Raw genomic sequence first — 25,402 nt, 5'->3', positions numbered from 1 at the left:
GATGCGTTTGCCCCGGCACGAGGAGTTGCATCGTGAATACGTCACCGTCTGCCGTTCCCCGCGCTGCGCAGCCGCCTGAGGGCTGGCGCGGCGTCGTCACCGACTGGTCGGGAGACCGGGCCGCCTTCCACGTGCCGTGGGGCAAGGCGATGATGTGGATCTTCCTGCTCTCGGACACGTTCGTGTTCAGCAGTTTCCTCATCGGCTACATGACGGTGCGCATATCGACAACCGCCGCGTGGCCGAATCCGGCGGAGATCTTCGCGCTCAACGTGAACGGGCATCCGGTGCCGTTGCTGCTCATCGCCATCATGACGTTCGTGCTCATCAGCAGCAGCGGCAGCATGGCGATGGCGGTGAACTTCGCGTACCGCCGCGACCGCGACAAGACGGCGGCATGCATTCTCGCCACGGCGTATCTCGGCATCGCCTTCGTCGGCATGCAGGCATTCGAGTGGACCAACCTGATCGTTCACGAAGGCATCCGGCCCTGGGGCAATTCGATGGGGGCGGCGCAGTTCGGGGCATGCTTCTTCATGATTACCGGCTTTCACGGGCTGCACGTGAGCGCAGGCGTCATCTATCTGCTCACGGTGATGCGCAAGGTGCTCAACGGTACGCTCGAACGGCGCGATAACTATCAACTCGTCGAGATCGCGGGCCTTTACTGGCACTTCGTCGATCTCGTCTGGGTGTTCATCTTTGCGCTGTTTTATCTCTGGTAGGAGGCGCGATGGAATCCACTACAACACCGGTTGCGCACACGGCCGTGACCGGTGAACAAGCGAAGGGGCAACAGCATTCGGTCGGCGTCTACCTCAAGGTATGGGGGCTGCTGTTCGTGCTCTCGACACTGTCGTATCTGGTCGACTATGCCAACCTGCAAGGCTATCTGCGCTGGGGGCTGATACTCGCGCTGATGGTGGCCAAGGCAGCGCTCATCGTGGCGGTGTTCATGCATATGCGCTGGGAGCGTCTCGCGCTCGTCTACGCAATCCTGATTCCGCCGCTTGCACTGCTGGTGTTGATGGGGCTGATGGCTGCCGAGGCGGACTACACGTTCTTCACGCGCCTCGCGCACTTCCGCTGAGCTGCCCCGTTACAGCAATTCCACCAGCCGGCGGTCGCTCTTGCGGCAGTACTCGGCGCAAGCGGTGCGCGCTGCGGTCGCGGCACCATGAACGAAGAGCGGCGCGTCGGCGCGCCGCGACATCGACACCACGATGGACGGCGGCGCCGGCTGCAACGGCAGCTCCGCGACTTCCCCGCTCGCAATCAGATCGTCGACGAACAGACGCGGAATCGCCGCGACCCCGAACCCGTCGCGTACCAACTGCACGATCACGGCAATCGACGGCGAACCGGTGATGCGTGTCTCCGAGAGCGGCACGCCGTGTACGCCCGCCAGCTTCTCCACAATGTCCTCGAGCGCCCGATGCGGCGCCGTGCCGCGCCCGTAAGTGAGGATCGGATGTTGCAGCACCTGCTTTGCCAGGCTGCTGCGTGAGTTCGGAAACATACCCGTGCGCGCGATCCAGTGCACCGGGTAATTGGCAAGTGCGTCGCACACCACGCTGCTGTCGTCGCTGCCCTCCACGCGAATGATGAGGTCGAGTTCGTCGGCAATCAGGCGTCGCTGCAACTGCACCGAGACGTCGACCGTCAACTCGACTTCCAATGTGGGGTAGTCGGCCGCCAATCGCCGCAGATAGTGCGGCAGCCAGCTATGGACAACGGTCTCGATCACGCCGAGACGCAACCGTCCGCGCATCGTGCTTTCGCCCGACGCGGCCGTTTGCAGACGCCGTGCCGCCTCCACGACCGCCTTCGCGTAACCCAGCAGGTATTCGCCGTTCGGGGTGAGCCGGAACTCACGGCTGTCGCGGTCGACGAGTGCGGTCTTCAACTCCTCTTCCAGCACTTTGAGCCGTTGCGAGATCGCTGCGGGCGTTGCGTGCAGCGCCGCAGCCGTCGCGCGAAAGTTGCGCAGCTTGGCCAGCGTGACGAAGGTTTCGAGAAAGCGTGTGTTCATATCACTCGGCGTGTCGGGATCAAGACGGGAGCGTGCCCAAAACGCCCAACGGTGCGATGAAAAGAAATGCAACGAACTTCGGGAAAACCCGTGAAGTTGTTAAGAAATTCTATACGGTGGCGCGTATAAAAACTCGTTAGCGACAACTTTTTTTTCTTTCTATGCTTTCCCCATCCGATGCCGCAACGGCATTTCTTCTCCGACGCCAGCGCTGCCATGAACCACCGAGCCATGCCGAACGATTTCCTCTCGCAACGCGACACGATCGCGCCCTTTGAATTCCGTCAGGCCGTTCGCAGCGCGCAATTCCGCGGGCCGACCGCCGGTTACTGCGGCGACTTCGCGCAGGCCAATCTGGCTATTCTGCCGATGGCGTATGCGCACGACTTTCTGCGCTTTTGCCAGAGCAATCCGAAGGCCTGCCCGTTGCTGGGCGTGGGCGAGCCGGGGCAGTGGCATGTACCGGCGCTGGGCCGAGAGGTGGATATTCGCGCCGACGTACCGGGCTACAACATCTACCGTGAGGGCAAGCTCACCAAGCAGGTGGATAACCTCGCCGAGTACTGGCAAAGCGATTTCGTCGTTTTCGCCATCGGTTGTTCGTTCTCGTTCGAAGACATGCTGGCCAAGGCGGGTATCCCGCTGCGTCATGTGGAAGAGGGCTGCAATGTGCCGATGTACCGCACCAAGATCGCGAATCAGCGCGCTGGAAAATTCGGCGGCGAACTGGTCGTGTCGATGCGCCCGATGAAGGGGGCCGACGCCATTCGCGCCGTGCAGATCACGAGCCGTTTCCCCGGTGTGCATGGGGCGCCGATCCATATCGGCGACCCGTCGGCGCTGGGCATCGAAGATCTGGCCAAGCCCGAGTTCGGCGATGCGGTCACCATTCGCGACGGGGAGTTGCCGGTGTATTGGGCCTGCGGTGTTACGCCCCAGACGGCGCTCATGGAAGCCAAGCTCCCGCTCGCCATCGCACACCAGCCCGGCTACATGCTCGTCACGGATATCCCGAACGCGTCGCTCGCCGTGTTCTAACCAGGTAAGACGAGTCCGATCACCGAGGCGACGGGTCGGGAGGCACTCGACAGGCGAGGGCGCATCGCGCGCCTTCCCCGCACCAAAGCGTCGCCGCACATTGGAATCAAGTAGTCGCACGAGGCCACAACCCAGGCCGAAGCAAAAGGGCACAGCAGGCAATCACCGCGATAGGGAGTGGAAGTCTCTCCCCGTATTCCCCGTATCGCGCCAAGACGGGAGGCGGCCAGCGAGGGTTGGTTCGCCGCCGATCCCAAACGCACATCGCATGTGCGGGTTTGTCGACATCACACGCAAGTCAGGACATCACCGGAGCCATATTTCTCATGGAAAGCAAAACCCCTCTCGCGCCGCCCGCCGCGCCGGCCCAGTCTGCCTCTCCCGAGGCTAGCGGCAGCCTGTTCGGTTGGTACGGTGACACCACGCCGCGCGAAAAACGCGCCTTCTGGAGCTGCAAGGTTGGTTACATGCTCGACGGCATGGACACCCAGATGCTGAGCTTCGTCATCCCGACACTGGTCGCCACGTGGGGTATCAGCCTCGCGGACGCCGGCTTTATCGGCACGCTTACGCTGCTCGCTTCGGCGCTGGGCGGCTGGGTGGCCGGTATTCTGTCGGATCGCATCGGCCGGGTTCGCACGCTGCAACTCACCGTCCTGTGGTTCGCCGTCTTCACCGGGCTTTGCGGCCTTGCGCAGAACTACCATCAACTGCTCGCCGCGCGTGCGCTCATGGGCTTCGGCTTCGGCGGCGAATGGACGGCAGGCGCCGTGCTCATCGGCGAAGTCATCCGCGCGCGTGATCGCGGCAAGGCCGTTGGTCTCGTGCAATCGGGCTGGGCCATCGGTTGGGGTCTGACGGCAATTCTCTATTCGACGCTGTTCTCACTGCTGCCCGCCGAGATGGCCTGGCGCGCCTTGTTCCTGATCGGCCTGCTGCCGGCGCTGCTCGTGCTCTTCATCCGTCGCTATGTGCAAGAGCCCGAGGTGTACCGCAACGAGAAGGCCAAACAGAAGTCGGAAGACGCACCGGGCCTGGCGGCCATTTTCAGCCCGGCACTGCTCTCGACGACGATTCGCGCCGCGCTGCTGACCACGGGGGCGCAAGGTGGTTATTACGCCATTACGACGTGGCTGCCGACGTACCTGAAGACGGAACGCCATCTTACGGTGATGGGTACCGGCGGCTATCTCGCGATGATCATCTTCGGCTCGTGGGTCGGCTACCTGGTCAGTTCGTATTTGACCGACCGGCTGGGCCGCAAGCCGAACTTCATCCTGTTCGCCGTGGGGTCGATGGTGATCGCGTTCTCGTACACGTCGCTGCCCCTGACCGACAGCGCAATGTTCTGGCTCGGTTTCCCGCTTGGCTTCTTCGCGTCGGGCATCTTCAGCGGCATGGGCGCCTTCCTGACCGAACTGTTCCCGACGCGGGTGCGCGGGTCCGGACAGGGCTTCTGCTACAACGTCGGCCGTGCCGTCGGCGCGCTCTTCCCGTTCCTGATCGGCATGCTCTCGAAGCAATACGGCCTGGGTGCGACGATCGGCATCTTTGCAGCGTTCGCCTACGGCGTGCTCATCCTCGCGGCGCTCACCCTGCCCGAGACGCGCGGCCGCGAACTCGAATCGCTCGAGACGCGCGCGCCATGACACCGCGAGGTGTGTGCCGATGAACTACCGCGGCAGCCGTCGCTGCCGCGCCCGATGACGTTTCATCAGACGCTTCACTAACGCTCCCCGGTATCGAAAACCGCGAGTACGCGGCCCCGTCCGACGACGTCGGGCGAGCCCGTACCGGGAAACGTGCGCCCTGCGCCAACATGAATGACGACGGTATCTCTGCACCGTCACCCCCTTCGATTCTCGTTTGACCATTGCTTTGCGAGTAACTCCATGACGAACGCTCTCACGTCCTCCGACCAAAATCGTGCACCTGCGCATCAGACACCTTCGCGCTGGCAGTTCTGGATTGACCGTGGCGGTACCTTCACCGACATCGTGGCGCGCCGCCCGGACGGCACGCTCGTCACGCACAAGCTGCTCTCCGAAAACCCGGAGCAGTATCGCGACGCCGCCGTCGCGGGCATTCGTCACCTGCTGGATCTGGCGCCCGGCGAGCCGATTACGCCCGCACAGGTCGACATGGTGAAGATGGGAACGACCGTCGCGACCAACGCACTGCTCGAACGCAAAGGCGAGCCGCTCGCGCTGGTGACGACGCAAGGCTTTCGCGACGCACTGCGTATCGCGTATCAGAATCGGCCGCGCCTGTTCGATCTGGACATCGCATTGCCGGAAGCGCTGTATGAACACGTCGTGGAAGTCGACGAGCGCGTCGGTGCGCACGGGGAAGTCGTGCGCGAACTGGACCTCGATGCGGCGCGTAGTGCCCTTGAGGCCGTCTATGCGAGGGGCGTTCGCGCGCTCGCCATCGTGCTGATGCACGGGTATCGCTATCCGGCGCACGAAAAGGCGCTGGCGACGATGGCGCGCGCGCTGGGCTTCACGCAGGTCTCCGTTTCGCACGAAGTCTCGCCGCTCATGAAACTCGTCTCGCGCGGCGACACGACTGTCGTCGACGCCTATCTGTCGCCAATTCTGCGTCGCTATGTCGAGCAGGTCGCGCAGGAGATGCCGGGCGTCAATCTGCAATTCATGCAGAGCAGCGGCGGCCTTACGCGCGCCGATAATTTCCAGGGCAAGGACGCCATCTTGTCGGGACCGGCGGGCGGTATCGTCGGTATGGTGCGGGCGTCGAGCGCGGCAGGCTTCGAGCGCGTAATCGGTTTCGACATGGGCGGCACATCGACCGACGTGTCGCATTACAACGGTGAATTCGAGCGCGTGTTCGAGACGCAAGTCGCGGGTGTGCGCATGCGCGCGCCGATGATGAGCATTCACACAGTGGCGGCAGGCGGCGGGTCGGTGTTGTCGTTCGACGGCACGCGTTTGCGCGTGGGGCCGGATTCTGCGGGCGCGAATCCGGGGCCGGCGGCGTATCGTCGCGGCGGGCCGCTCACGGTCACCGACTGCAACGTCATGCTCGGCAAGATTCAGCCGGCGCACTTCCCGAAGGTGTTCGGTCCGAACGCCAACGAGCCACTGGATCGCGATGTGGTCGTCGCGAAGTTCACGGCACTGGCAAATGACATCGAACGGGCAACGGGCCGGCGTCAGACGCCCGAAGCGCTTGCCGAAGGCTTCCTCGAGATTGCGATCGGGAGCATGGCCAACGCCATCAAGAAAATCTCGGTGCAGCGCGGCCACGATGTGAGCCGCTATGTGCTGACAACGTTCGGCGGCGCGGGCGGTCAACACGCCTGTGGCGTGGCCGATGCCCTCGGCATGACCAAGGTCTTCGCGCATCCGCTCGCCGGGGTGCTCTCGGCGTATGGCATGGGGCTCGCGGATCAGACGGCGATGCGTGAACGCATGATCGAAGCGCCGCTGTCGGAGGAAGGACTGGCCGCGCTTGACGACGCATTCGGTGCGTTGGCGGATGAGGCGGCGGGCGCGTTGTTGTCGCAAGGCGTGCCGCCGTCGCGCATCGAGACGGTGCGTCGGGTGCACGTGCGCTACGCCGGTACCGATTCGGCGATTGCCGTGCCGTTTGGCGACGTCGCACAGATGCGCGCCGCTTTTGAAGCCGCCTATCGCCAGCGTTACTCGTTCCTGATGGACGGCGCGGCGCTGATTGTCGAAGTGGCTTCGGTCGAAGCCATCGGCCACTCGGACGCACCGGTCGACATCGCCCCGCTCGAAACGCGCACGTCGGGCGCGCCGCAGGTCGTCGATCATGTGAAGCTGTATGCAGGCGGAGCGTGGCACGAAGCGGCGCTGTTCGCCCGCGACACGCTGCTCGCCGGCGACACCATCGGCGGGCCTGCCATCGTCGCCGAGAAGAGCGGTACGACCGTGGTTGAGCCAGGCTGGCAAGCCCGGATGAGCGCTCAGGGCAATCTCGTGCTCACTCGCGTGGTGCCGCGCGAGACGCAACGCGCGGCCGGCGAAGGCGCAACGCAAGCCGATCCCGTGCGCCTCGAGATCTTCAACAATCTCTTCATGTCGATTGCCGAGCAGATGGGGTTGCGTCTGCAGAACACGGCGTATTCGGTGAACATCAAAGAGCGTCTGGACTTCTCCTGCGCGCTGTTCGACCGCGACGGCAACCTCATCGCCAATGCGCCGCACATGCCGGTGCATCTGGGGTCGATGGGCGAGAGCATCAAGACCGTGATCGAGCGTAATCGCGGTGCGATGCGCGAGGGCGATGTATTCATGCTCAACGATCCGTATCACGGTGGCACGCACCTGCCTGACGTCACGGTGATTACACCGGTGTTCGTGACGGGCGAGGGCAGCAACCAGGAGGATGCGGCCGAGCCCCTCTTCTATGTCGGCTCGCGCGGCCATCATGCGGATATCGGCGGCATTACACCCGGCTCGATGCCGCCCGACTCGACACACGTCGAAGAAGAGGGCGTGCTCATCGACAACTGGCAACTGGTTGCGGCGGGCGACCTGCGTGATCGGGAGACGCGCGAACTGCTGGCCGGCGCTCGCTATCCGGCGCGCAATATCGACCAGAACATGGCCGATCTGCGGGCGCAGGTGGCGGCGAACCAGAAGGGCGTGGACGAACTGCGCCGCATGGTGAGCGAATTCGGGCGCGACGTCGTGCTCGCCTACATGGGGCATGTGCAGGACAACGCCGAAGCCGCCGTGCGACGTGTGATCGGCGCGCTGGCCGACGGGCATTACCGCTACGCGCTGGATAACGGCGCGGTGATCGAGGTCGCCATTCGCGTCGACCACGCGACTCACACCGCAACCGTCGATTTCACGGGAACGTCGGCGCAGTTGCCCAACAACTTCAACGCGCCACGCGCCGTGTGCATGGCCGCCGTGCTGTACGTCTTCCGCACGCTGGTTGACGACGACATTCCGCTCAATGCGGGCTGCCTGAAACCGCTGACGGTGATCGTGCCGCAGGGTTCGATGCTCAACCCCGTCTACCCGGCGGCGGTGGTGTCGGGCAATGTGGAGACGTCGTCCGCCATCACCAACGCACTTTACGGTGCGCTGGGCCGCGTGGCGTCGAGTCAGGGCACGATGAACAACTTCACGTTCGGCAACGAGACGTATCAGTACTACGAGACCATCGCGGGCGGCAGCGGCGCGGGCGACGGTTTCCACGGGGCCGACGCCGTGCAGACACACATGACGAATTCGCGTCTGACCGACCCGGAAGTGCTGGAGTGGCGCTATCCGGTACGGCTGGAAAGCCATCGTATTCGCACCGGATCGGGCGGTGCGGGGCGTTGGCATGGCGGTAACGGTGCGGTGCGGCGTATTCGTTTCCTCACGCCGATGACGGCGTCGATCCTCTCCAACAATCGCGTTCACGCACCTTTCGGTGCACAGGGCGGCGCCGTTGGCGCGCTGGGGGCGAACTATGTCGAACGGGTGGACGGCTCACGCGAAGCCCTGGCACACATCGGACGTACGCAGATGCAGCCGGGTGATATCTTCGTCGTCGAAACGCCGGGGGGAGGTGGCTTCGGCGTGGCCTGAGTGATCCGCCACGAGGGAATCCGCCGCGCGATGGGAATTCGCTGAAGCGAGGCGTGATACCGGAAGGGAATGCTGCCTTTGCAAAGGCGGACATCGAGCGTCTTCGTACGATGCGTTATGTCTTGAACGACTGACCGCAACATACGGAGGCGCTCTTATGTCTGACTCGTTGCAACACCCGACCCCCACGTCTGCTGCATCCATCGATCCGGAAACCGGTGCCGTAGACCCGCTTCTCGTTCAGTACGAGCGCGCGTGTGCCGAAATGCAGTTGGCCGGGCGCAAGTTGCACCGCCAGATGCAGGAGTATCAATCGGTGCTCGACGAAGTCGCCCGTCTCGAAGCGACGGGCACATCCGACGCCCGCGAGAAGCTCAAGCGTCTTGAGACGCTTGTCGAGAGCGAAGCCTTTCAACGCGACGAGCGCGAAATCCGCCGCATGACCGCCGCGCTTGCGCACACCATCGAGCGGATGCGAGCCGACGCGCCCGTGCCACTCGACGACACCTCAACCTCTCCCGCGAAACGTGCGCCAGCCGCCGTACGTCGCGTGTGCGCCTGAGACGAGGTTGCGCATGATCGATCGAATCTCCGGCGCGTCGTCGCCCACCCACCCCTACGGCGCCTCCGCCATCGGTGCGAGCCCTGCCGCTTCCCAGAACCCGCTGCTCTCGACGATGGGCCTCGCCCATGATCGATTGAGCACGTTGCAGTCGATGGCCGATACGTGGCTCGCGTCTGCGCAGACGCGCGTGAACGTCGCCCGCGACGCCAGCGGGTTTGGCACGTTGGCCAGCGAGATGGCAAAGCGCGCTGCGGATGGCGCGAAGCCGGAAGTGCTGCCGAAAACGCTGCGCGACTTCGCCGTCGAGCACGCACTCGTATCGCCACAAGCCGCCGACGCGCCGTTCGACGCCGCAAGTCTGCAAGCCCTCGCGTCGCAGCTCCAGTCGCTGGCGTTGACCGACGGTGCATCGAGTACGAGCGAGCAAATCCAGCTCAAGCGTTTTGTTACCAGCTACGACAACACCCTCACGCTCTACAACGCGGTGATCGCCCGACTTGGCGAAGTCACGAAGAAGATCGTGAACAGCCTATAGGGGGTGGCGTGCGCCACCGGGTACTGCTTTCAGGTCGCCTTCCCGTCTCGATTTCACTTACTTCAGGATCCAACCTCATGATGACTATCCAGCCCATCTCCAGCTTCGCTTACCCGTCGTCAGGTCTGACGCGCGACGTCAACGTCGGAGGGCGCAAGATTTCGCTCGATTTTCACGGAACGCTCGCCCAATACGCGATGTTGATGATGGAGATGAACAACGGCGAAGCGCAAAACATGATTCAGGAGATGCAGCGGCGCCAGAAGGAAGGGCAAGAGGCGCGCGAGGTGTCGAATCTGATCGAATCGCTGATCAACGACGTCGGCTCGGACACGTCGAAGAAAGTGGCGGTCGGTGACGGCATTCGCGGATTCTTCGACAAGTACAACATCGAGATCACCGTGTACGCCGACGGTACGAAGAAGACGATGAAGGAGTGGGAGTCGCGCGAAAAGCGGGTCGGGGAGAGCGACTACACGACCTACACGGGCGAATACTCGGCCGCCAACCTGCGCTCGCTCAAAGCCGCTGCCGAGGGTTTCACCGAGCAGGCGTCCGACAGCCGCACGGTCGACCAGATCAAGATCAACAAGAAACTCCAGGAATACAACGGCGCGTCGACGCTGGTGAACACCATCTACAGCTCGCAAGGCTCGCAACTCAACCAGATCAACGGGTCGATGCGCACGTGAGCACACCAACGTCCCCGGAAGCCACGCCGCCGGAGCTCGATGCGGACGAAGCGCAAGCCGTCCTCTCGCAGTTCTTTGAGAGCGGCGGCGCACTGCGCATGCTGGCCGATCTTGACGAGGACGATCTGGCGCGCGTTCGTGCGCACGCCGGTCAGCGTTTCGCACAAGGACAGATCGCGGCTGCGCAACGCGTGTACTTCGTGCTCGCCACGCTTGACCAATGGTCGTTCGACGATTGGTACGGGCTCGGGCTCTGCTACCAGCGGCTCGGGCAGCACGAGCAGGCGCTGCCGTGTTTCGCGAAGGCGGGCGTCATCCGCGTATCCGACCCGCGTCCGCCGTATCTCGCCGGGATGAGCTACGAGCATACGGGCAACCGGGAATTCGCATGCAAGTCCTACGACGCCACGCTGCGCGTGTGCGGTCAACTGCCTGAGCACGAGGCACTGGCGCGCTCGGCCCGTGCACGACGCGACGCGCTGAATGTCTCTTCGGAACCTCAAACCATATGACAGTCATTCAATCCCCGCAGGCCGGCTACGTGCCGGCCTGGAACAGCCGCGTCACCGACGCGTCCGCAGCCAACTCGGCAGACGAAGCGATCGAATCGGGCGACGCCACGCGCAAACGGCGTGAGCGCAGCGACTGGCTTCGCACCGAGGATTTCGCGCCGGACCCGTCGACCGGCGCCGATTGGCGTGAGGCCGATGGGGCCTTTGCCCGCCTGCTCGGCCATCTTTTCGCGGCAGGCAGCGGACTCGCGGCAAACGCCCTGCGTTCGTCCAACCCGCAGGGCGAAGCGAACCTCTCCGCCCTCGAGAATGTCGATCCGTCCACGCTCGCCATGATGGCTTCGATGCTCGCGATGGACGCATTGGGCGACACCGCGAAGTCCACGCAGCGCGCGCTGGAGTTACTGGGGGTGCGGCAGGAGAAGCTGCGTCAGGAGGACATCAAGAAGTATCGCGAGCAGATGGACGCGAAGACGGAAGATGCGAACAAGGCGCGCAAGGGCGGCATCTTCGGCGTGGTGTTCGACTGGCTCATCGCGGCGGTCGACGTTGTCGTTGGCGCGGTCAAGGTGGTGACGGGCGTCCTCACGATGAACCCGCTGATGATTGCCGGCGGCGTGGCCGATGTGGGGGCGGGGATCGCCGGGCTCGGCGCAGCGTTCCACAAGACGATGGCGCTGGTCGACCCGAAGAACGCGGATTACCACGAGAAGGAAGCCGCCAAGTGGGGGCATGCGCAATTGGCGTTCCAGATGCTTGGCATGGTCATCGGCTTCGGCACGTCGATTGGCGGGTTCCTCGCCAAGCGTGCGACGACCAAGGCGGCGAGTCGCGTGTTCAAGGCCGGCGCGAGCGAAGCGTTGGAGCAGGCGGTCAAGTCGGGCGACAAAGCCGCTATCGGCGCGATCAAGACGCGCGTGGTCTCGGAGGTCGGATTCGTGGTCGGCAACGAGGTTGGCAAGCGCGTCGGCCGGTCGTTGCTGCAAAACGGTACACAAGGCGCGCGCAGGCTGGCGAAAGCGGGTTTCAATCGCATGGCCGAGCAGTTCACGCAGCAGATGGTCGAACAGATGGCCTCGCGCGCTTTCGACAAGGTCGTGAAGAACGCCGCGAAGCAGGTCGCGCGCGGCAAGGCCGTGAGCGCCAAGACGCTGACCCAATCGTTCACGTCGAGTATGAACTTGCAAGGTTACTTCGCGCTGGCGCGTGGCTCGTGGTCGCTCTCGAGCGCCGTGCGCGGCGTGTTCTCCGGGGCCAATAACCTCGGGCAGGGAATCGTCGGCGTACAGCGCGCGAAACTGCAACTGGAAGCTCGCGACCTTGCCGTCGACATGATGTGGTTGCAAATGCTCATGCAAATAAACGGCGATGACAAGAAGCGCACCGCGAAGTCCATGGAAACGCTCGTGGGACAGCAGAACGACATTGCGGTATCGACGGGCGAGCAGGTGCAGAAGACCGGCGAGATGCGCATCCGAATCGCGGCCTCGCTCGCGAGAGCATGAGCGAGCGCTGATTCATCAGGCACGGCATCCGTCGTGCCTTCTACGTACGGAGTGACGATATGAGTACTGCTTTGAATTCGACGTCTTCGGCCCATCGTCAGACGGACATCGCAACCCTCGAGGCCCAGCAACGTGCCGCGCCTGGTGGTGAAGATTCGCAAGTGTTGCCGCGTATCCGAGAGAAGGTCGATGGGCTTCAGTCCGCGCAAGCGCTCATCGCACTGTTTCTCGCCATGCGAATTGCCGAGCGCAACACCGATCAATCGTATCGCACGCGTCATGATGCGATGGTTTTCGAGCGCGGTTTGACGGCACGCTCGGAGAAGTATAAGGCCAACCAGTCGCACTATTCCGCAGGCCTGCATTCGGCCGTTGGGGGAATCGTTTCGGGGACGTTCTCGCTGGTAGGCGGTGTCGGCTCCGGGGCGGCGGGTTTCGGCGGTGAACTCGGCAAGCTGAGAACGGTCGGCACCGCAGTCGGCGAGACGACGAAGGGTTTCAGCCAGTTTGTGAAGTCGCCGTTCGATGTCGTGTCGAACGACGAATCGCTCGCCGGTCGCGACAACGACGTGCTCGGCGAATTCGAAATGTCGCTCACCGACGAGACGCGTCGCACCAACGATCGGTTGCGTCAGCGAATCGATTCGTCGAGTGCCGATATCCGCGACGTGTCGCGCTCGATGTACGGCATGATCGGGCAGCAGATCACGAAGATGTACGAAACCATCCGGTAAGCCAATGACAGTCTGCGAGCGCGCCGTTGCGGCATTTTTCAGGACTCACCGTTTTTCGGCGCGCGTTGAAGTCTGCGAGCGCACGCGCGTCGCAGTGGGACAGCGCGTCGAGAACGGCGAGCTGTCCCTTTGCCATCGTCTCGACAAAGTGGCCTCGGGCATCGTGCTCACGATCACCGATTTCCGGCTGAGTCCGGAGTCGAAAGCGGGGGAGCATGCCGTGAGGCGCTTTTGCCAACTGATCCGCACGCTGCTGCGCACGGTGCCGCATGTCGGCTACGTGCGCGGCATGATCCTGCCCGGTGTGAGTGACACCCGCCTTCGCACCGTACGTCTGCGCCTCGGTGCAATTCTCGAGCGCGAGGGGGCGTTCTGGCGGGAGGAGGACGGAGACCGTTGGCTGGTCTTCTGCCGCGAAACCAGTCGGGGATAGGGCATCCGCTGCGCTCGCGGCGCGACCGCCCGGCTCAGGCGGCGAGCGCGTCCGAAGCGATGGCCAACGTCGTCGCCTGCACGGCAGGCACCGATGTGGCGCGCATCGCACCGGCCGACGCATGGCCTGGCAGGGAAATTCAGGGCAGCATGCCGAGCAGACGCCACCAGAGATAGTTGAGCGGGAAGAGGAAGACGAGGGTAATGATCGTCATGACGAGGGTAAGCCGCGTGCCATCGCGCATACCGACACCGCCCAGATGCATCGCAATCATCATCGGCGGGCTTTGATAGGGCAGCAGCACGGTAGAGAACACGGGAACTTGCAGCATCAGTACGGTATAGAGCGGCAGGCCACTGGCGGCGGAAAGGTGCCCTGCCAGTGGCGTGAGCACGGCGGGCAGCCCGGGCAGCGTCGCCACAAGCCCGATGGCCGCACCGATGGCAATCAGCCACGCGGCATTGATCGCGGGCGTGCCTGGGGTCATGCCGACGGCATCCAGACAGAGCTGCGCGACCTTTTCTCCCAGTCCCGTATCTGCCACCACGGCGCCAACGCCGAGAAAGCCGGCGACGTAGACGAGCGGCGTGATGTGCATCTGTTCGGTGAAGGTCTTCGGCGTGACGATGTGAATGGCGGGCAGCAGACAGAGGATGGCGGCGGCCACGGAGATCCACGCGGGAGAGATGCCATGCCACGCGTCGGTGGCGAAACCGGCAAGGGCGAGCGCGAGCAGTACCGACAGGCGTCGCGCATCGCGCGAGAGCGGCGGCGTTGCATTGGTCGACGCGTTAGTCAGCGGGCCGTCGTCCGGGAACAGGCGGCAGATCACCCACACCAGCACCGCGGCTTTGAGCGCACCGAGTACCGGGAAGTGCAGCAGCAGATACGGCGCGTAGTGCAGCTTCACGCCATAGAACGAGTCCGCCGCGCCCATGAGCACGCTGTTCGGAATGTTCGCGGGCAAGATCGTCGTGGGCGGCATATAGCTCGCGGCGGCGACGGTCATCACGAGGCCGGTGCGTCCGCGCCGTCCTTCGGTAAGACCGATGCGCTCGGCGAGCGCGAGCACGATGGGGATGAGCAGCAGAATCCGGCCGGTCGTCGACGGCATGACGAAGGCCAACCCCACGCACGCGACCATCACCGATGCGACATAACGCGGATACGTCGGACGCTTCAGCGCGAAGACCGTCGCCGCGAGACGCGAACCGAGTCCCGTCGTGCGCACGGCGATGCCGGTGACGGCGCCGCCGAAGACAAGCCACCATGCCGCCGAATGAAAGCCCGCGAAGATCGCCTCGGGCTTCGCCACATGCAGTAGCACGGCGAGCAGGAAGAACGTCAGTGTCGTGATCGGTTCGGGGAACATGCCGAACGCCCACGCACCGATAGTGAAGAGGACGAGCACGGCCGCCTGCGCTGCCGTGGGGGACAGGCCAAGCGTGGTGCTCCCATGGCTGGCCGCCCATAGCGCGAGTGCGAGCAACACATAGGCGGCGTAACCGCCAAGGGCGCGCACGCGGGCATGCAATCGCTCGCGGCGCAGGATGTCGGAGGCGGGTGGCGGGTGCTGTGTCTCGGGCGAAGCAGAGTCAGTCATGGCGCTTGTCGTTTTGATGATGGGCCAGAGGGGGCGTTACGATGCCGGATGCCGGATATCGACGCAAGATGGCTTGCGTCGCGACGGGCATATCGTATGCTAGCGACTCTCTGAGCGTCACTCCGATCAAGACAAATACCATCGCGAACATGCCACGCCCCGTGCCGGCGCCTGCTACGCGCCCCAATTACTCCCCGACGCCACGCACGGCGCCGAGCCGCGAGATGCCGGTTGTCGCGCATCTCCGCTCTCCGCCGCCTGCCGCCCTGATCGAACCGCACAGCCACGAGTGGGGCCAGCTAATCTGCTTGCGGCGCGGCGGCTTGCGTATCACGGCAGGGGAGACGTGCCTGATCGCGCCGGTGTTTCGTGCCGCATGGGTGCCGGCCGGCATGCCGCACGAAGTTGCCGTGCTTGGCGAAGCGCAGTTCTACGCGGTGTACCTATGGCCAGGGGCCTCGCCACTCCCGCCCGACCGATGCCTGGTACTTGACGCCTCCCCCTTGCTGCGCGATCTGGCCGCGGCGCTGGCAGGCGGCATCCCCGTGGACGATCGTCGTCACGGGCTCGTCATGAGCTTGTTGCTGGAGGAGCTTCGCGTGGCGCCATCGGCGTCTCTCGATCTGCGCCTGCCGGACGACCGGCGTTTGCGGCAGTTGTGCGAGGCGCTCATGGAGCGGCCCGACGACGACCGTTCGCTCTCGCATTGGGCGCAGGAGGTGGGCGCATCGGAGCGCACGCTCGCGCGCTTGTTCAGTACTGAGCTGGGGACGAGTTTCGGCGCGTGGCGTCAGCAGGTGCGGTTGGCGCGGGCTGTCGACTGGATCGCGCGCGGTGTGCCGGTGGCCACCGTCGCCATGCGCCTGGGCTACGCCAATCCGGCAGCATTCTCTGCGATGTTCCGTCGTGCGCTCGGGGTGTCGCCGCGCGAATTCACGCGTGAAGAACGGGTAAGGTCATGACCGCCGCCCCCCCAAAACCCTGGTTCCTCTACCTGCTGGAGTGCGCAGGCGGACGCATCTACACCGGCATCACCGTCGACGTGGACGCGCGCTACGCGGCGCACGTCGCGGGCAAGGGGGCGCGCTTCACGCGTGCCTATGCACCCTCGCGCGTACTCCTCTCGCTCCCGTTTGCCGACCGTTCGGCGGCCTCACGGGCCGAGTATCGCATCAAGCAATTGACGGCGTCGCAAAAGCGCGCGCTGATCGCCGGCGAGTTGGTGTGCGATTTCGGTGGTGTCGACGTCGCCGCCGACATCAAGGCACCCGCCGCGCCTGACGAATGATCCGGCGCACGTCGCGCTGGAGCGCGCCGAACTGACCGCGCGAGGGAATGGGCGACACGACCAGCGCCCAGCTATCGCCCGGTACGGTCTTCTCCACCACGGTGTAATAGGTCGACTGCGTGCGGAAGAAGTCGGCAATGCCGTCGTGACTGATGCGGTAACTGCGCTCGCCGGCGCCCGTCAGCATGAACACACCGAGCGTGTAATACACGTCGCGATCGGCATTCACCGGCCCCGACTGCTTGTCGAGCAGCAGTGCGCGCAACGTCTTCTCGGTGAGCAGGCTCGGATGGCGAATATCGAACACCCGCCACACCTTGAGCAGTGCACCCGTCGACATCTGCCATCCGGCGAACGGCGCCAGCAGACGCCAGCTATCGGGTAGCGTGGCCTCTGTCACGCCAAGCGGTGCGAAGATGTTCTTTTCGCAGAAGTCCTTGTATTGCTCACCGGAGACGGCTTCGATCACCATTCCGAGCAGCAGGTACGAGACGTTGGAGTAGACGAAATCCGACTTGCCGCTGGAGTGCCCGGCTTCGCCCGCGTCGAGATAGTTGAAAAAGTCGGCGCTGCCGCCGACGCGCCGGATCGCGAGCCCGCTGAACAAGCCATTGACGGGATCGTTGAAACCGTTCGTGGCCAGACCGGCGCGATGCGCGAGCAAACGTCTCACGGTCAACTCGCGCAGCGACGGATCGAGGGGCTTGCCGTGTTGTTTGGAATAAGCGTCGAGCAGATCGCCGAGCTTGGCGTCGAGCGAGAGCTTGCCCTGTTGCACGAGCAGGGCAATGCCGATGGCCGTCACCGATTTCGACAGACTGGCGACGGGCAGCAACTGCTGAACCTCGTCGCCCGACGCCGCCGCTTCGAGCACTCCCCCGGCATCCGACTCGGTGCGTAACCACACGTGCGACAGGTTGTAGCGCTCCTTGAGTTGCGCGATACCCTGTGCGAGGGTCGATTGACCGATCGGGACGACCGGTTTGATCGGTGCGGCCATGCCGGACGATGGCAGCGCGACGACCGCATTGCCGGCACTCGCAGCGCTCGCCTGCGAAGCGGATTGTGCGAGCGCATGGCTCGCCATCGTCAGCGTGGCAGCGCCCAGCAGGACACCCAGGGCGGCACGGCGCACAGACGCACCGCATCGGTCCATGGCGCACACGACGGCATGCGCACTGCATCGCAATGCCAACGGCGTGTTCAGACGTGCCCCTGCCGGACGGCTATGCCGTTCGACGTTCATGACAACTCCCCCCGCGCACGATGCCTCGAACCGCGAAGCGACTCTCTTCGGAGTCAGAATGGTTCGGTGTGCGCACGTGCCGCATTGCGGCGATCCTCGAAATCGAAGTTTAGGAAAAACTTCGTTCAAGTACCTATTAAAAACCCGGTATTTTACATTAAGTTGCACATATCGCAGCCGATTGCTCATGGCTATGCGTAATCGTGTGGGGCAGCCCGCTGAGGCGGGGCACGGCGCGCTGGATGTCACCGGTATCACACCGCCGCAATTCCCTCATATCGCAAGAGATCGGGCGGGATATCCCGCCACACGGGCCTCTGCGGGCACGACGGCCGTTTTGTCAGCCGTCACGGACAAGACCTGTCACGCATCGGGGTGTAAGCTATCGCACAAACAGGCTCCGACTCGCCCATAGGCCGTAGGGGCGGCGTCCCGAAGATGGCGTCGTGCTGGCCCGAAGGCTCGACCGATAGATGACTGAACCCTCCCGTGCGCGCCCGAGCCGGCCCGCCGATGCTCCTTCCCCCGTGGCGCTGCCGATGGCCACCGGCGGACCCCATGCTGCGACACCTGCCGCCGGCGGGGCGAGTGGCAGCCCGCCCGGGCCGCCCCCCATTCCACCGCTGCCACCCGCCGAGGCCGCGTGGCTCGCACTGCCTGCCCCGTTGCGCTGGCTTCGGCGTTTTCCGTGGAGCGCCGCACGGCCCTGGCTGATCGTCGCTGGTATTGCGCTGCTCGGGCTCTTCGTCTTCGACGCGCTGCATCACATGCTGCGCCACGTGCATTACGACGATATCGTCGCCGCGATTCACAGCACGCCCCTCACGCGTCTGGTGCTTGCCATGCTGGCAACCCTGGCGAGCTATGCGGCCCTGACCGGTTACGACATTTCCGGGCTTCGCTTCGCCGGGGCGACGGTCAGGCGTTCGACCGTCGTACTTACCTCGTTCATCGCCTACGCGTTGGGCAACTCCGTCGGCCTAGGGGTGCTCACGGGCGGCACCGTTCGGATGCGGATGTACGCGGCCGCCGGCATCGATGCATCGAAGGTCGCGCACGCCGTGGCGTTCAACGCCGCGGCGTTCGGACTCGGCATGACGGTGTTCGGCTCGCTTGGCATGTTGTGGGGCGCATCGCGCGTCTCGGCGCTGGTGCCGATTCCAGCGTGGATGCTGCAGGCATTCGCCGTGCTGCTGCTGGCCGGGGCGGTCGCCTTTCTCATCCTGTGCGCCCGGCGGCGCACGGTGTCTCTGTTCGGCCGTTGGCCTGTGCCGCTGCCACCCATTGACCTCGCATTGCGCCAGTTGCTGATCTCCGCAGCCGATCTGGGCATGGCCGCTGCCGCATTGTGGTGCCTGCTGCCTGCGGGTGTGGTGGATCTGCCGACCTTCGTCGTCTTCTATGCGATTGCCATGGCACTCGGTGTGCTCAGTCATGTGCCGGGCGGCGTAGGTGTGTTCGAGGCCGTGATTCTTCTCGCGACGCACGGCCATGCCCCCGTCAGTCAGGTGGCCGGGGCGCTGGTGCTCTATCGCGGCATCTACTACCTGTTGCCGTTGATGCTCGCGGCGTGCCTGCTCGCCGGGTTCGAACTGCGTCAAGGTCCGGCGGCGCCGATCGGGCGAGCGGCCGTGCGGCTCTTCCCCGGCCTGCTGGCGGCGCTCACGCTCGTTGCCGGGGTGATGCTGCTGATCTCGGGCGTGACGCCGGCCACCCGCGATGCGGAGGACTTCCTGCGCGCTCATGTGCCACTGTTCCTTGTGGAGCTGTCGCACTTGCTCGGCAGCGTGGCCGGGCTGGCGATGCTGTTCCTCGCGCGTGGTCTGCTGCACCGGCTCGATGCGGCATGGTGGGGCTCGCTCGGACTGACGATCGTCGCGGCGGTGCTGGCTATTCCGAAGGGCATCGCGCTGTCGGAGTGCTTCGTACTGGCCGTGCTCGCCACGCTGTTGCTCGTTTCGCGTAAGCAGTTCGACCGGCGCTCGTCGCTCTTCACGCAGACGTTCGAGCCGGGCTGGATCATTGCGGTGCTGTCGGTGCTGGGCGCATGTACATGGTTGATGTTCATGGCGTACCGCCGCGTGGACTACGCGAATCAGCTCTGGTGGCAGTTCACGTTCGACGGCGATGCGCCGCGCTCCATGCGTGCGTTGATGGTGGTGGCCGTGATCGGTCTGGGGCTGTCGCTGTGGCAACTGCTGCGTCAGTCCCCCGGCGTGGTCGTGCCGGCGAGCGAAGAAGAACTGGCGCGCGCGCGGACCGTCATCCGCAAGCAAGCGGCCGCCGACGCCTGTCTCGCGCTCATGGGCGACAAGAGCTTTCTGTTCTCGCCATCGGGCAACGCGTTCATCATGTATGCGAAGCATCGCCGCTCGTGGATATCGCTCTCGGACCCGGTCGGCGATCAGAAGGAGTGGCCCGAACTGATCTGGCGCTTCATCGAACTGGCCGACGCGCATGGTGGGCGCGCGGCGTTCTACAAGACGCGTCCGCAGGCGCTGCCGCTGTATATCGATGCCGGACTGCGCGCTTTCAAGCTCGGTGAGGAGGCGTTTGTTTCGCTGCCGGAGTTCAGTCTGCAAGGCTCGCGTCGCGCGAATCTGCGCCATGGGGTGACGCGCGGCGAGCGCGACGGGCTGACGCTGGAGATCGTGCCGCCCGAGGCCGTCGCACCGCATATCGCGGAAATGCGGCGGGTGTCGAATGCATGGCTCGCGCGGCAGCACACGCGCGAGAAGGGCTTCTCGCTCGGCGCGTTCGACGATGCCTACGTCGCACGTCAGCCGGTGGCGCTCGTGCGTCGCAACGAGCGGCTTGTGGCGTTCGCCACGCTCATGTGCCCCGACGTACAGCGCATCGAGGCGAGCATCGACCTGATGCGACAAGTTCCCGACGCCCCGCCGGGCACGATGGACTTCCTGTTCGCGAAGTTGATGCTGCATTTCAAAGCGCAGGGCTATCAGCGTTTCGGTCTGGGCATGGCGCCCATGTCGGGCATGCAGACGCACCAGCTCGCGCCTCGCTGGCATCGCTTCGGCCGCATGATGTTCGCGCACGGCGCGCGCTTCTACAACTTTCGCGGGCTGCGCAGCTTCAAGGACAAATTCGATCCGCAATGGGAAGCGCGTTATCTGATGACGCCGGGCGGTATCGCGCCGATGTTCACGCTGGCCGACGTGGCGGCGCTCGTGGGCGGTGGCTGGAAAGGGATGATTACCAAATGACGGGGCACGCGATGGTGACGCGCGGTAAGGCGGACGAAAGGCATGCGAGATCGCGTAATCGCGCGCACGGCACTCACGGCCCGCGCTGGGTGTGCCGCATCGGTGTCAGTGTCGCTGCATGCGCGATGACGATGACGTCCGTCGCCGTACTGGCCCAGGTGTCGACACCGATGGCATCGACGGCTGCTGCGGCGGTGGCGGGGGCAACGCGCCCCAACGGGCTCAAACCCGTCCCCAAGGCGGGGCCGGTTGCACAGCCTCCGGCCGCTGCGTCGAGCGTGCCTGCGCAGGTGTTGCCTCAGGCGGCTGGCGCTACCGCCGGGGCGGGCAACGCTGTGCCGGAGATCATGACGCATGGCCGCTTCGAGTCTGTGCCTATCTTCCGTCCGCAAGGCGAGCCGAACGCGACGGTGCTGTTCTTCTCCGACGACGACGGCTGGACGCCGCGTGCCGAACGCATGGCCCGCGCGCTCGCAGACACCGGGGCGCTCGTGGCAGGCATCGACACCGCGCGGTTGATGGCCAACTACACCAAAGACGACATTGCCTGCGTCTACGCGGCGGGCGATCTCGACAACTTTGGCCGATGGGTCGAGGCGGCGGTGAAGCTGCCCGGCTATACCCCGCCGATTCTCGTTGGCGATGGCGTAGGCGGTACGTTTGCCTATGCGATGCTCGCGCAGGCGGGAAGCGACACCTTTTCGGGCGCGTTGTCCGTCGACTTCTGTCCGGTGCTGCCGATGTCCCGGCCGCTGTGCCAGGGCGAAGGCGTGCATTTCGGACGCGGCATCATGCACACGGCAGGCGGCGCGCCGATGCGATTGCTGCCCGCGCCCGTCATGAGCGCTCCGTGGATGACGATGGGCGGTCAGACGGGCGGCCCCGCTACGCGTGCACCGCGCTGCTCGGATCGGGTGGCGCAGGAATTCGCCGCGCGCACGCCGAACGCAACCTGGCTCGTCGGCGGGCTCGCGGGCAGTCTGGGGGCCGTCGATACCTCCGGCACGCCATCCGCCACGGGCGTCCCGTCCATCCCTGTGCTGGCCGATTGGGTGACGCAGTACAAGAACGCATTCCGGCGTCTGAACGCGCACCACGTGGCCGGCACGGCGCGTCCGCCCGCGGCGGTGGCCGACTTGCCGGTCATCGAGGTGCCTGCCACGGGCAAGCCTGCGGCGAATGTGGCCGACACCTTCGCCATCCTGCTCTCGGGCGACGGCGGCTGGGCCGGGCTCGACCGCGACGTCGCCGGCGCGCTCTCCGCGCACGGCATTCCCGTGGTCGGCGTCGACTCGCTGCGCTACTTCTGGTCGGCGCGCACGCCAGCGTCCGGCGCGCTCGACATCGATCGCCTCATGCGCTTCTATCAAACGCGCTGGAACAAGAAGCGCGTGATCCTCATCGGCTACTCACAAGGCGCCGACGTGCTGCCGTTCATGGTCAATCGTTTGCCCCCCGTGGCCCGCGAGCGTGTCGGGTTGCTCGTGCTGATGGGACTCGGCCAGAAAGCGGATTTCGAATTCCGCATGACCAACTGGGTGATGTCGAGCCAGAACGGTTTGCCGATTCGTCCGGAAGTGGAGCGGCTGCCCGACGGGATAGCCATGTGCGTCTATGGCGCCGACGAAAACGACAGCAACTGCCCGGGGCTCGATCCCAGGCGCGTTCAGGTCGTGAAGATGCCGGGCGGTCACCATTTCGACGGCAACTACACCGGGTTGGCCGACGTCATTCTCCAGGGGGTCGGCAAGCGCTGACGGCGGGCTGTCGTGCCGGGCCAACGTATCGGCGGTGTGCTTTTTCTCGCCTTGCCTTCCGTGCGGGCGCTCCGTACACTGCCGCCAGTTTTCCCATCGACCCACGCGCCGCTCGTTCCACACATGTCGCACGAGGAGGCGCGGCACACAGGAGAAGATCGACATGGCTGAGGGTTATTTCCCGAAGTGGCGGCAACAGGACACGGGCACCGGCCGCGTGATCGCCCCGGATGAGCGTCTGCCCTGGCCGCAGACCATCGCGATGGGGGTGCAACACGTGGTCGCCATGTTCGGCTCGACCGTGCTTGCGCCGCTGCTCATGGGCTTCGACCCGAATCTCGCGATCTTCATGTCGGGCATCGGCACGTTGCTGTTCTTCGTGCTCGTGGGCGGGCGTGTGCCCAGCTATCTCGGTTCGAGCTTCGCCTTCATCGGTCTCGTCATCTCGGTGACGAGCTATGCCGGTAGTGGTCCGAACCTGAATATCCCGGTGGCGCTCGGCGGCATCGTTGCGTGCGGCGTGCTCTACGCCGTCATCGGCCTGATCGTGATGGCCATCGGCACCCGCTGGATCGAAGCGCTCATGCCGCCGGTGGTGACGGGGGCCGTGGTGGCCGTCATCGGCCTGAACCTCGCGCCGGTGGCCGTGAAGGGCGTCTCGGCTACCAGCTTCGATACATGGATGGCGCTCGCGACGGTGCTGTGCGTGGGGCTGGTCGCGGTGTTCGCGCGCGGTATGGTGCAGCGTCTGTTGATTCTCGTGGGCCTGTTGCTCGCCTATGTGCTCTACGCCGTACTGGCCAACGGCATGGGCTTCGGTAAGCCCATCGACTTCTCCATCGTGGCAAACGCCGCATGGTTCGGCCTGCCGCACTTCGCAGTGCCAGTGTTCAAGCCGGAAGCCATGGTGCTGCTCGCTCCCATCGCCATCATTCTGGTGGCGGAGAACCTCGGTCACGTCAAGGCGGTGAGCGCCATGACGGGGCAGAATCTCGATCGCTACATGGGCCGCGCGTTCCTCGGCGACGGGCTGGCGACCATTGTGTCGGGCAGCGTCGGCGGCACGGGCGTGACCACGTATGCAGAGAACATCGGCGTGATGGCCGTCACGAAGATCTATTCGACGGTGGTCTTCGCCGTGGCGGCGGTGATTGCACTGGTGCTGGGCTTCTCGCCGAAGTTCGGTGCGGTCATCCAGACAATTCCCGGCCCGGTGCTGGGCGGCGTGTCGATCGTGGTGTTCGGTCTGATTACGGTGGCCGGTGCGCGCATCTGGGTGCAGAACAAGGTCGACTTCTCGGATAACCGCAACCTGATCGTCGCGGCCGTCACGCTGGTGCTCGGTGCGGGCGACTTCACGCTGAAGTTCGGTAACTTCTCGCTGGGCGGCATCGGTTGCGCCACGTTCGGCGCAATCATCCTGTACGCACTGCTGCGCGGACGCAGCGCATCGACGCCGGCGGCGATGTAATACGTTTCGTTTTCGCGCCACGGCGGCACGACGGCACGACGTTTATGTCGTGCCGTTTTCGTTTGTGGCGACGGGCGCCGCCAGCCGATCGAGCAGTTGGCGGGCATAGACGGGCAGGGCGTCGCGCTCTCGCACGCACAGCACCAGCATGCGCAGCGCCCATGGGTCCGAGAGCGGCACGATGCCGATGCCCAGCGCTGCCGCCGAGCGCCGGGCGGCGCCCAGTGGCACGATACCCAGCGCCGCACCGGCGGCCACGGCTCGGCACAGGCTGTCGAAGTCGCGCAGGCGCAGGCGGTAGCGTAGGGGCCGTCCCGCACGTTTCGCGTGGCCGTCCAGATGCTCGGCCAGCGCGCTCCGTTCAGGCAGGCCCACGAACTCGCTGTCCAGTACGTCGATGAATGCCACGTCTTGCTGTGCGGCCAGCCCATGACCCGGCGGCGTGACGACGACCAGCCGGTCTTGCCGGAACGGCACCGTCTCTAGTCCCGTCAGTTCGATCCAGTCGGAAACGATGCCAATGTCGGCCGCCCCTTCGAGCACCGCTTGCACGACGGCCGGACTCGTCTGCTCACGCAGTGATATTTCGACGTTCGGATGCTCGGCGAGGAACGCACCAAGTAGATCGGGCAGGAACTCGGACATCGCAACGGTGTTGGCGGCGACGCGTACGTTGCCTTTGAGCCCAGCCGCGTATTCGCCCAATTCGCCGCGCATTTGCTCGATCTGGGCGAGTACGCGTTGCGCGTGAGCGAGCAGCGCACGTCCCGCAGGCGTGGGAATGACCCCCTGGCGGTGCCGCATGAACAGCGCAACGCCCAGCGCCTCTTCGAGACCGCGTATGCGCGCGCTGGCAGAGGCCAGCGTCAGATGGGCGCGTTCGGCGCCGCCGGTGATGCTGCCGGCGTCGGCAACCAGCAGGCAAAGACGCAAATCGGTCAGGTCGAATCGCACGGGGCAGGCGGCAAGGGCGTCGGGGCAATGGCGTCAGTGTAGCGGCTCGGCCGGGGCGTTCGCACATATGGTGGAATATCCGAATATTGGGCCTTGCGGAAGCCCAAATACCGATGTCGACTGACTTGGGAAAGGGCACATGGTAAACTACGCGCTTTCAAGACACGGCCGTACCCGCGACGGCCTCGCCCGCCAAGCCGCTTGATTTCATCGCCGGCGGGTCGTCTTGCTGGCGTCATC

At 64.9% G+C, this 25,402-nt stretch carries 21 protein-coding genes; 17 read left to right on the top strand and 4 right to left on the bottom strand.

The features are described from left to right. The first annotated feature begins 32 nt into the window (after positions 1 to 32). Together PHO31112_RS11840 and PHO31112_RS11835 are read left to right on the top strand one after the other, a co-directional pair. Positions 33 to 725, top strand: a complete 693-nt coding sequence (locus PHO31112_RS11840) for a heme-copper oxidase subunit III family protein (protein ID WP_174995686.1) — start codon at positions 33 to 35, stop codon at positions 723 to 725. An 8-nt stretch (positions 726 to 733) separates the two neighbouring features. Next, complete coding sequence (locus tag PHO31112_RS11835; RefSeq protein ID WP_150620699.1) at positions 734 to 1,090, top strand: cytochrome C oxidase subunit IV family protein; 357 nt, start codon at positions 734 to 736, stop codon at positions 1,088 to 1,090. Between the two features lie 9 nt (positions 1,091 to 1,099). Here PHO31112_RS11835 and PHO31112_RS11830 read toward each other — a convergent pair whose 3' ends face one another. Next, on the bottom strand, positions 1,100 to 2,032 hold the full coding sequence (locus PHO31112_RS11830; protein WP_010807606.1) for a LysR family transcriptional regulator: 933 nt from the start codon (positions 2,030 to 2,032) through the stop codon (positions 1,100 to 1,102). A gap of 264 nt (positions 2,033 to 2,296) precedes the next feature. Between PHO31112_RS11830 and PHO31112_RS11825 the strand changes: the two genes are divergently transcribed. From PHO31112_RS11825 to PHO31112_RS11780, 10 genes are all read left to right on the top strand, one after another. Further along, positions 2,297 to 3,070, top strand: a complete 774-nt coding sequence (locus PHO31112_RS11825) for a putative hydro-lyase (RefSeq protein ID WP_150620869.1) — start codon at positions 2,297 to 2,299, stop codon at positions 3,068 to 3,070. 326 nt (positions 3,071 to 3,396) lie between these two features. After that, positions 3,397 to 4,719 carry an MFS transporter gene (locus PHO31112_RS11820; RefSeq protein WP_150620698.1) on the top strand — a complete coding sequence of 441 codons (1,323 nt, stop codon included), beginning with the start codon at positions 3,397 to 3,399 and terminating at the stop codon, positions 4,717 to 4,719. A gap of 243 nt (positions 4,720 to 4,962) precedes the next feature. Beyond that, on the top strand, positions 4,963 to 8,643 hold the full coding sequence (locus PHO31112_RS11815) for a hydantoinase B/oxoprolinase family protein (RefSeq protein WP_150620697.1): 3,681 nt from the start codon (positions 4,963 to 4,965) through the stop codon (positions 8,641 to 8,643). A gap of 157 nt (positions 8,644 to 8,800) precedes the next feature. Beyond that, positions 8,801 to 9,205, top strand: a complete 405-nt coding sequence (locus tag PHO31112_RS11810; protein WP_150620696.1) for a hypothetical protein — start codon at positions 8,801 to 8,803, stop codon at positions 9,203 to 9,205. A gap of 13 nt (positions 9,206 to 9,218) precedes the next feature. Further along, complete coding sequence (locus tag PHO31112_RS11805; protein WP_150620695.1) at positions 9,219 to 9,743, top strand: hypothetical protein; 525 nt, start codon at positions 9,219 to 9,221, stop codon at positions 9,741 to 9,743. Between the two features lie 77 nt (positions 9,744 to 9,820). After that, positions 9,821 to 10,435, top strand: a complete 615-nt coding sequence (locus PHO31112_RS11800) for a hypothetical protein (protein ID WP_150620694.1) — start codon at positions 9,821 to 9,823, stop codon at positions 10,433 to 10,435. Then, positions 10,432 to 10,947 (top strand): tetratricopeptide repeat protein, encoded by a 516-nt coding sequence (locus PHO31112_RS11795; protein ID WP_150620693.1) that lies wholly within the window; start codon positions 10,432 to 10,434, stop codon positions 10,945 to 10,947. The genes PHO31112_RS11800 and PHO31112_RS11795 overlap by 4 nt, the downstream gene beginning before the upstream one ends. Next, complete coding sequence (gene sctE / locus PHO31112_RS11790; RefSeq protein ID WP_150620692.1) at positions 10,944 to 12,452, top strand: type III secretion system translocon subunit SseC family protein; 1,509 nt, start codon at positions 10,944 to 10,946, stop codon at positions 12,450 to 12,452. The genes PHO31112_RS11795 and sctE overlap by 4 nt, the downstream gene beginning before the upstream one ends. Positions 12,453 to 12,511: 59 nt before the next feature. Next, positions 12,512 to 13,186: a hypothetical protein gene (locus PHO31112_RS11785; protein ID WP_150620691.1), complete on the top strand. Its 675-nt coding sequence runs from the start codon at positions 12,512 to 12,514 to the stop codon at positions 13,184 to 13,186. A 4-nt stretch (positions 13,187 to 13,190) separates the two neighbouring features. Beyond that, a complete protein-coding gene (locus PHO31112_RS11780) occupies positions 13,191 to 13,619 on the top strand; it encodes a hypothetical protein (protein ID WP_150620690.1) in 429 nt (142 codons plus the stop codon). 139 nt (positions 13,620 to 13,758) lie between these two features. Here the strand turns inward: PHO31112_RS11780 and PHO31112_RS11775 are convergent, their stop codons facing one another. After that, entirely contained in the window at positions 13,759 to 15,222 is a 1,464-nt protein-coding gene (locus PHO31112_RS11775; protein ID WP_150620689.1) for an SLC13 family permease, read from the bottom strand. 224 nt (positions 15,223 to 15,446) lie between these two features. On the opposite strand from PHO31112_RS11775, the gene PHO31112_RS11770 reads away from it, so the two are divergent. Continuing rightward, positions 15,447 to 16,184 (top strand): AraC family transcriptional regulator, encoded by a 738-nt coding sequence (locus tag PHO31112_RS11770; protein ID WP_246178078.1) that lies wholly within the window; start codon positions 15,447 to 15,449, stop codon positions 16,182 to 16,184. Beyond that, a complete protein-coding gene (locus tag PHO31112_RS11765; protein WP_150620687.1) occupies positions 16,181 to 16,510 on the top strand; it encodes a GIY-YIG nuclease family protein in 330 nt (109 codons plus the stop codon). The genes PHO31112_RS11770 and PHO31112_RS11765 overlap by 4 nt, the downstream gene beginning before the upstream one ends. Here the strand turns inward: PHO31112_RS11765 and PHO31112_RS11760 are convergent. Beyond that, complete coding sequence (locus PHO31112_RS11760) at positions 16,482 to 17,756, bottom strand: serine hydrolase domain-containing protein (protein WP_174995685.1); 1,275 nt, start codon at positions 17,754 to 17,756, stop codon at positions 16,482 to 16,484. The genes PHO31112_RS11765 and PHO31112_RS11760 overlap by 29 nt on opposite strands. Before the next feature lie 539 nt (positions 17,757 to 18,295). Between PHO31112_RS11760 and mprF the strand changes: the two genes are divergently transcribed. From mprF to PHO31112_RS11745, 3 genes are all read left to right on the top strand, one after another. Then, a complete protein-coding gene (mprF, locus tag PHO31112_RS11755) occupies positions 18,296 to 20,980 on the top strand; it encodes a bifunctional lysylphosphatidylglycerol flippase/synthetase MprF (protein WP_150620868.1) in 2,685 nt (894 codons plus the stop codon). 131 nt (positions 20,981 to 21,111) lie between these two features. Continuing rightward, positions 21,112 to 22,737 carry a virulence factor family protein gene (locus PHO31112_RS11750; RefSeq protein WP_217427024.1) on the top strand — a complete coding sequence of 542 codons (1,626 nt, stop codon included), beginning with the start codon at positions 21,112 to 21,114 and terminating at the stop codon, positions 22,735 to 22,737. A gap of 163 nt (positions 22,738 to 22,900) precedes the next feature. Then, on the top strand, positions 22,901 to 24,208 hold the full coding sequence (locus PHO31112_RS11745; protein ID WP_150620685.1) for a solute carrier family 23 protein: 1,308 nt from the start codon (positions 22,901 to 22,903) through the stop codon (positions 24,206 to 24,208). Between the two features lie 42 nt (positions 24,209 to 24,250). On the opposite strand, the gene PHO31112_RS11740 is transcribed toward PHO31112_RS11745, so the two are convergent. Further along, the gene (locus PHO31112_RS11740; protein ID WP_150620684.1) at positions 24,251 to 25,162 is read right to left on the bottom strand and encodes a LysR family transcriptional regulator; all 912 of its coding nucleotides are present in this window, start codon (positions 25,160 to 25,162) and stop codon (positions 24,251 to 24,253) included. Positions 25,163 to 25,402: the final 240 nt, after the last annotated feature.

The sequence above is a fragment of the Pandoraea horticolens genome, from assembly GCF_902459555.1.
Taxonomy (GTDB): domain Bacteria; phylum Pseudomonadota; class Gammaproteobacteria; order Burkholderiales; family Burkholderiaceae; genus Pandoraea; species Pandoraea horticolens.
The sequence above is the reverse complement of the archived record's forward strand: the minus strand, read 5'-3'. Positions and strand labels throughout refer to the sequence as shown.

Bases quoted from the DNA above. Each gene is read 5' to 3' on its own strand.
- mprF (WP_150620868.1), top strand. From the start codon at position 18,296: ATGGCCACCGGCGGACCCCATGCTGCGACACCTGCCGCCGGCGGGGCG.
- PHO31112_RS11765 (WP_150620687.1), top strand. From the start codon at position 16,181: ATGACCGCCGCCCCCCCAAAACCCTGGTTCCTCTACCTGCTGGAGTGC.
- PHO31112_RS11820 (WP_150620698.1), top strand. From the start codon at position 3,397: ATGGAAAGCAAAACCCCTCTCGCGCCGCCCGCCGCGCCGGCCCAGTCT.
- PHO31112_RS11770 (WP_246178078.1), top strand. From the start codon at position 15,447: ATGCCGGTTGTCGCGCATCTCCGCTCTCCGCCGCCTGCCGCCCTGATC.
- PHO31112_RS11830 (WP_010807606.1), bottom strand. From the start codon at position 2,032: ATGAACACACGCTTTCTCGAAACCTTCGTCACGCTGGCCAAGCTGCGC.
- PHO31112_RS11745 (WP_150620685.1), top strand. From the start codon at position 22,901: ATGGCTGAGGGTTATTTCCCGAAGTGGCGGCAACAGGACACGGGCACC.
- PHO31112_RS11760 (WP_174995685.1), bottom strand. From the start codon at position 17,756: ATGAACGTCGAACGGCATAGCCGTCCGGCAGGGGCACGTCTGAACACG.
- sctE (WP_150620692.1), top strand. From the start codon at position 10,944: ATGACAGTCATTCAATCCCCGCAGGCCGGCTACGTGCCGGCCTGGAAC.
- PHO31112_RS11800 (WP_150620694.1), top strand. From the start codon at position 9,821: ATGATGACTATCCAGCCCATCTCCAGCTTCGCTTACCCGTCGTCAGGT.
- PHO31112_RS11775 (WP_150620689.1), bottom strand. From the start codon at position 15,222: ATGACTGACTCTGCTTCGCCCGAGACACAGCACCCGCCACCCGCCTCC.
- PHO31112_RS11805 (WP_150620695.1), top strand. From the start codon at position 9,219: ATGATCGATCGAATCTCCGGCGCGTCGTCGCCCACCCACCCCTACGGC.
- PHO31112_RS11780 (WP_150620690.1), top strand. From the start codon at position 13,191: ATGACAGTCTGCGAGCGCGCCGTTGCGGCATTTTTCAGGACTCACCGT.
- PHO31112_RS11810 (WP_150620696.1), top strand. From the start codon at position 8,801: ATGTCTGACTCGTTGCAACACCCGACCCCCACGTCTGCTGCATCCATC.
- PHO31112_RS11750 (WP_217427024.1), top strand. From the start codon at position 21,112: ATGACGTCCGTCGCCGTACTGGCCCAGGTGTCGACACCGATGGCATCG.
- PHO31112_RS11815 (WP_150620697.1), top strand. From the start codon at position 4,963: ATGACGAACGCTCTCACGTCCTCCGACCAAAATCGTGCACCTGCGCAT.
- PHO31112_RS11835 (WP_150620699.1), top strand. From the start codon at position 734: ATGGAATCCACTACAACACCGGTTGCGCACACGGCCGTGACCGGTGAA.
- PHO31112_RS11785 (WP_150620691.1), top strand. From the start codon at position 12,512: ATGAGTACTGCTTTGAATTCGACGTCTTCGGCCCATCGTCAGACGGAC.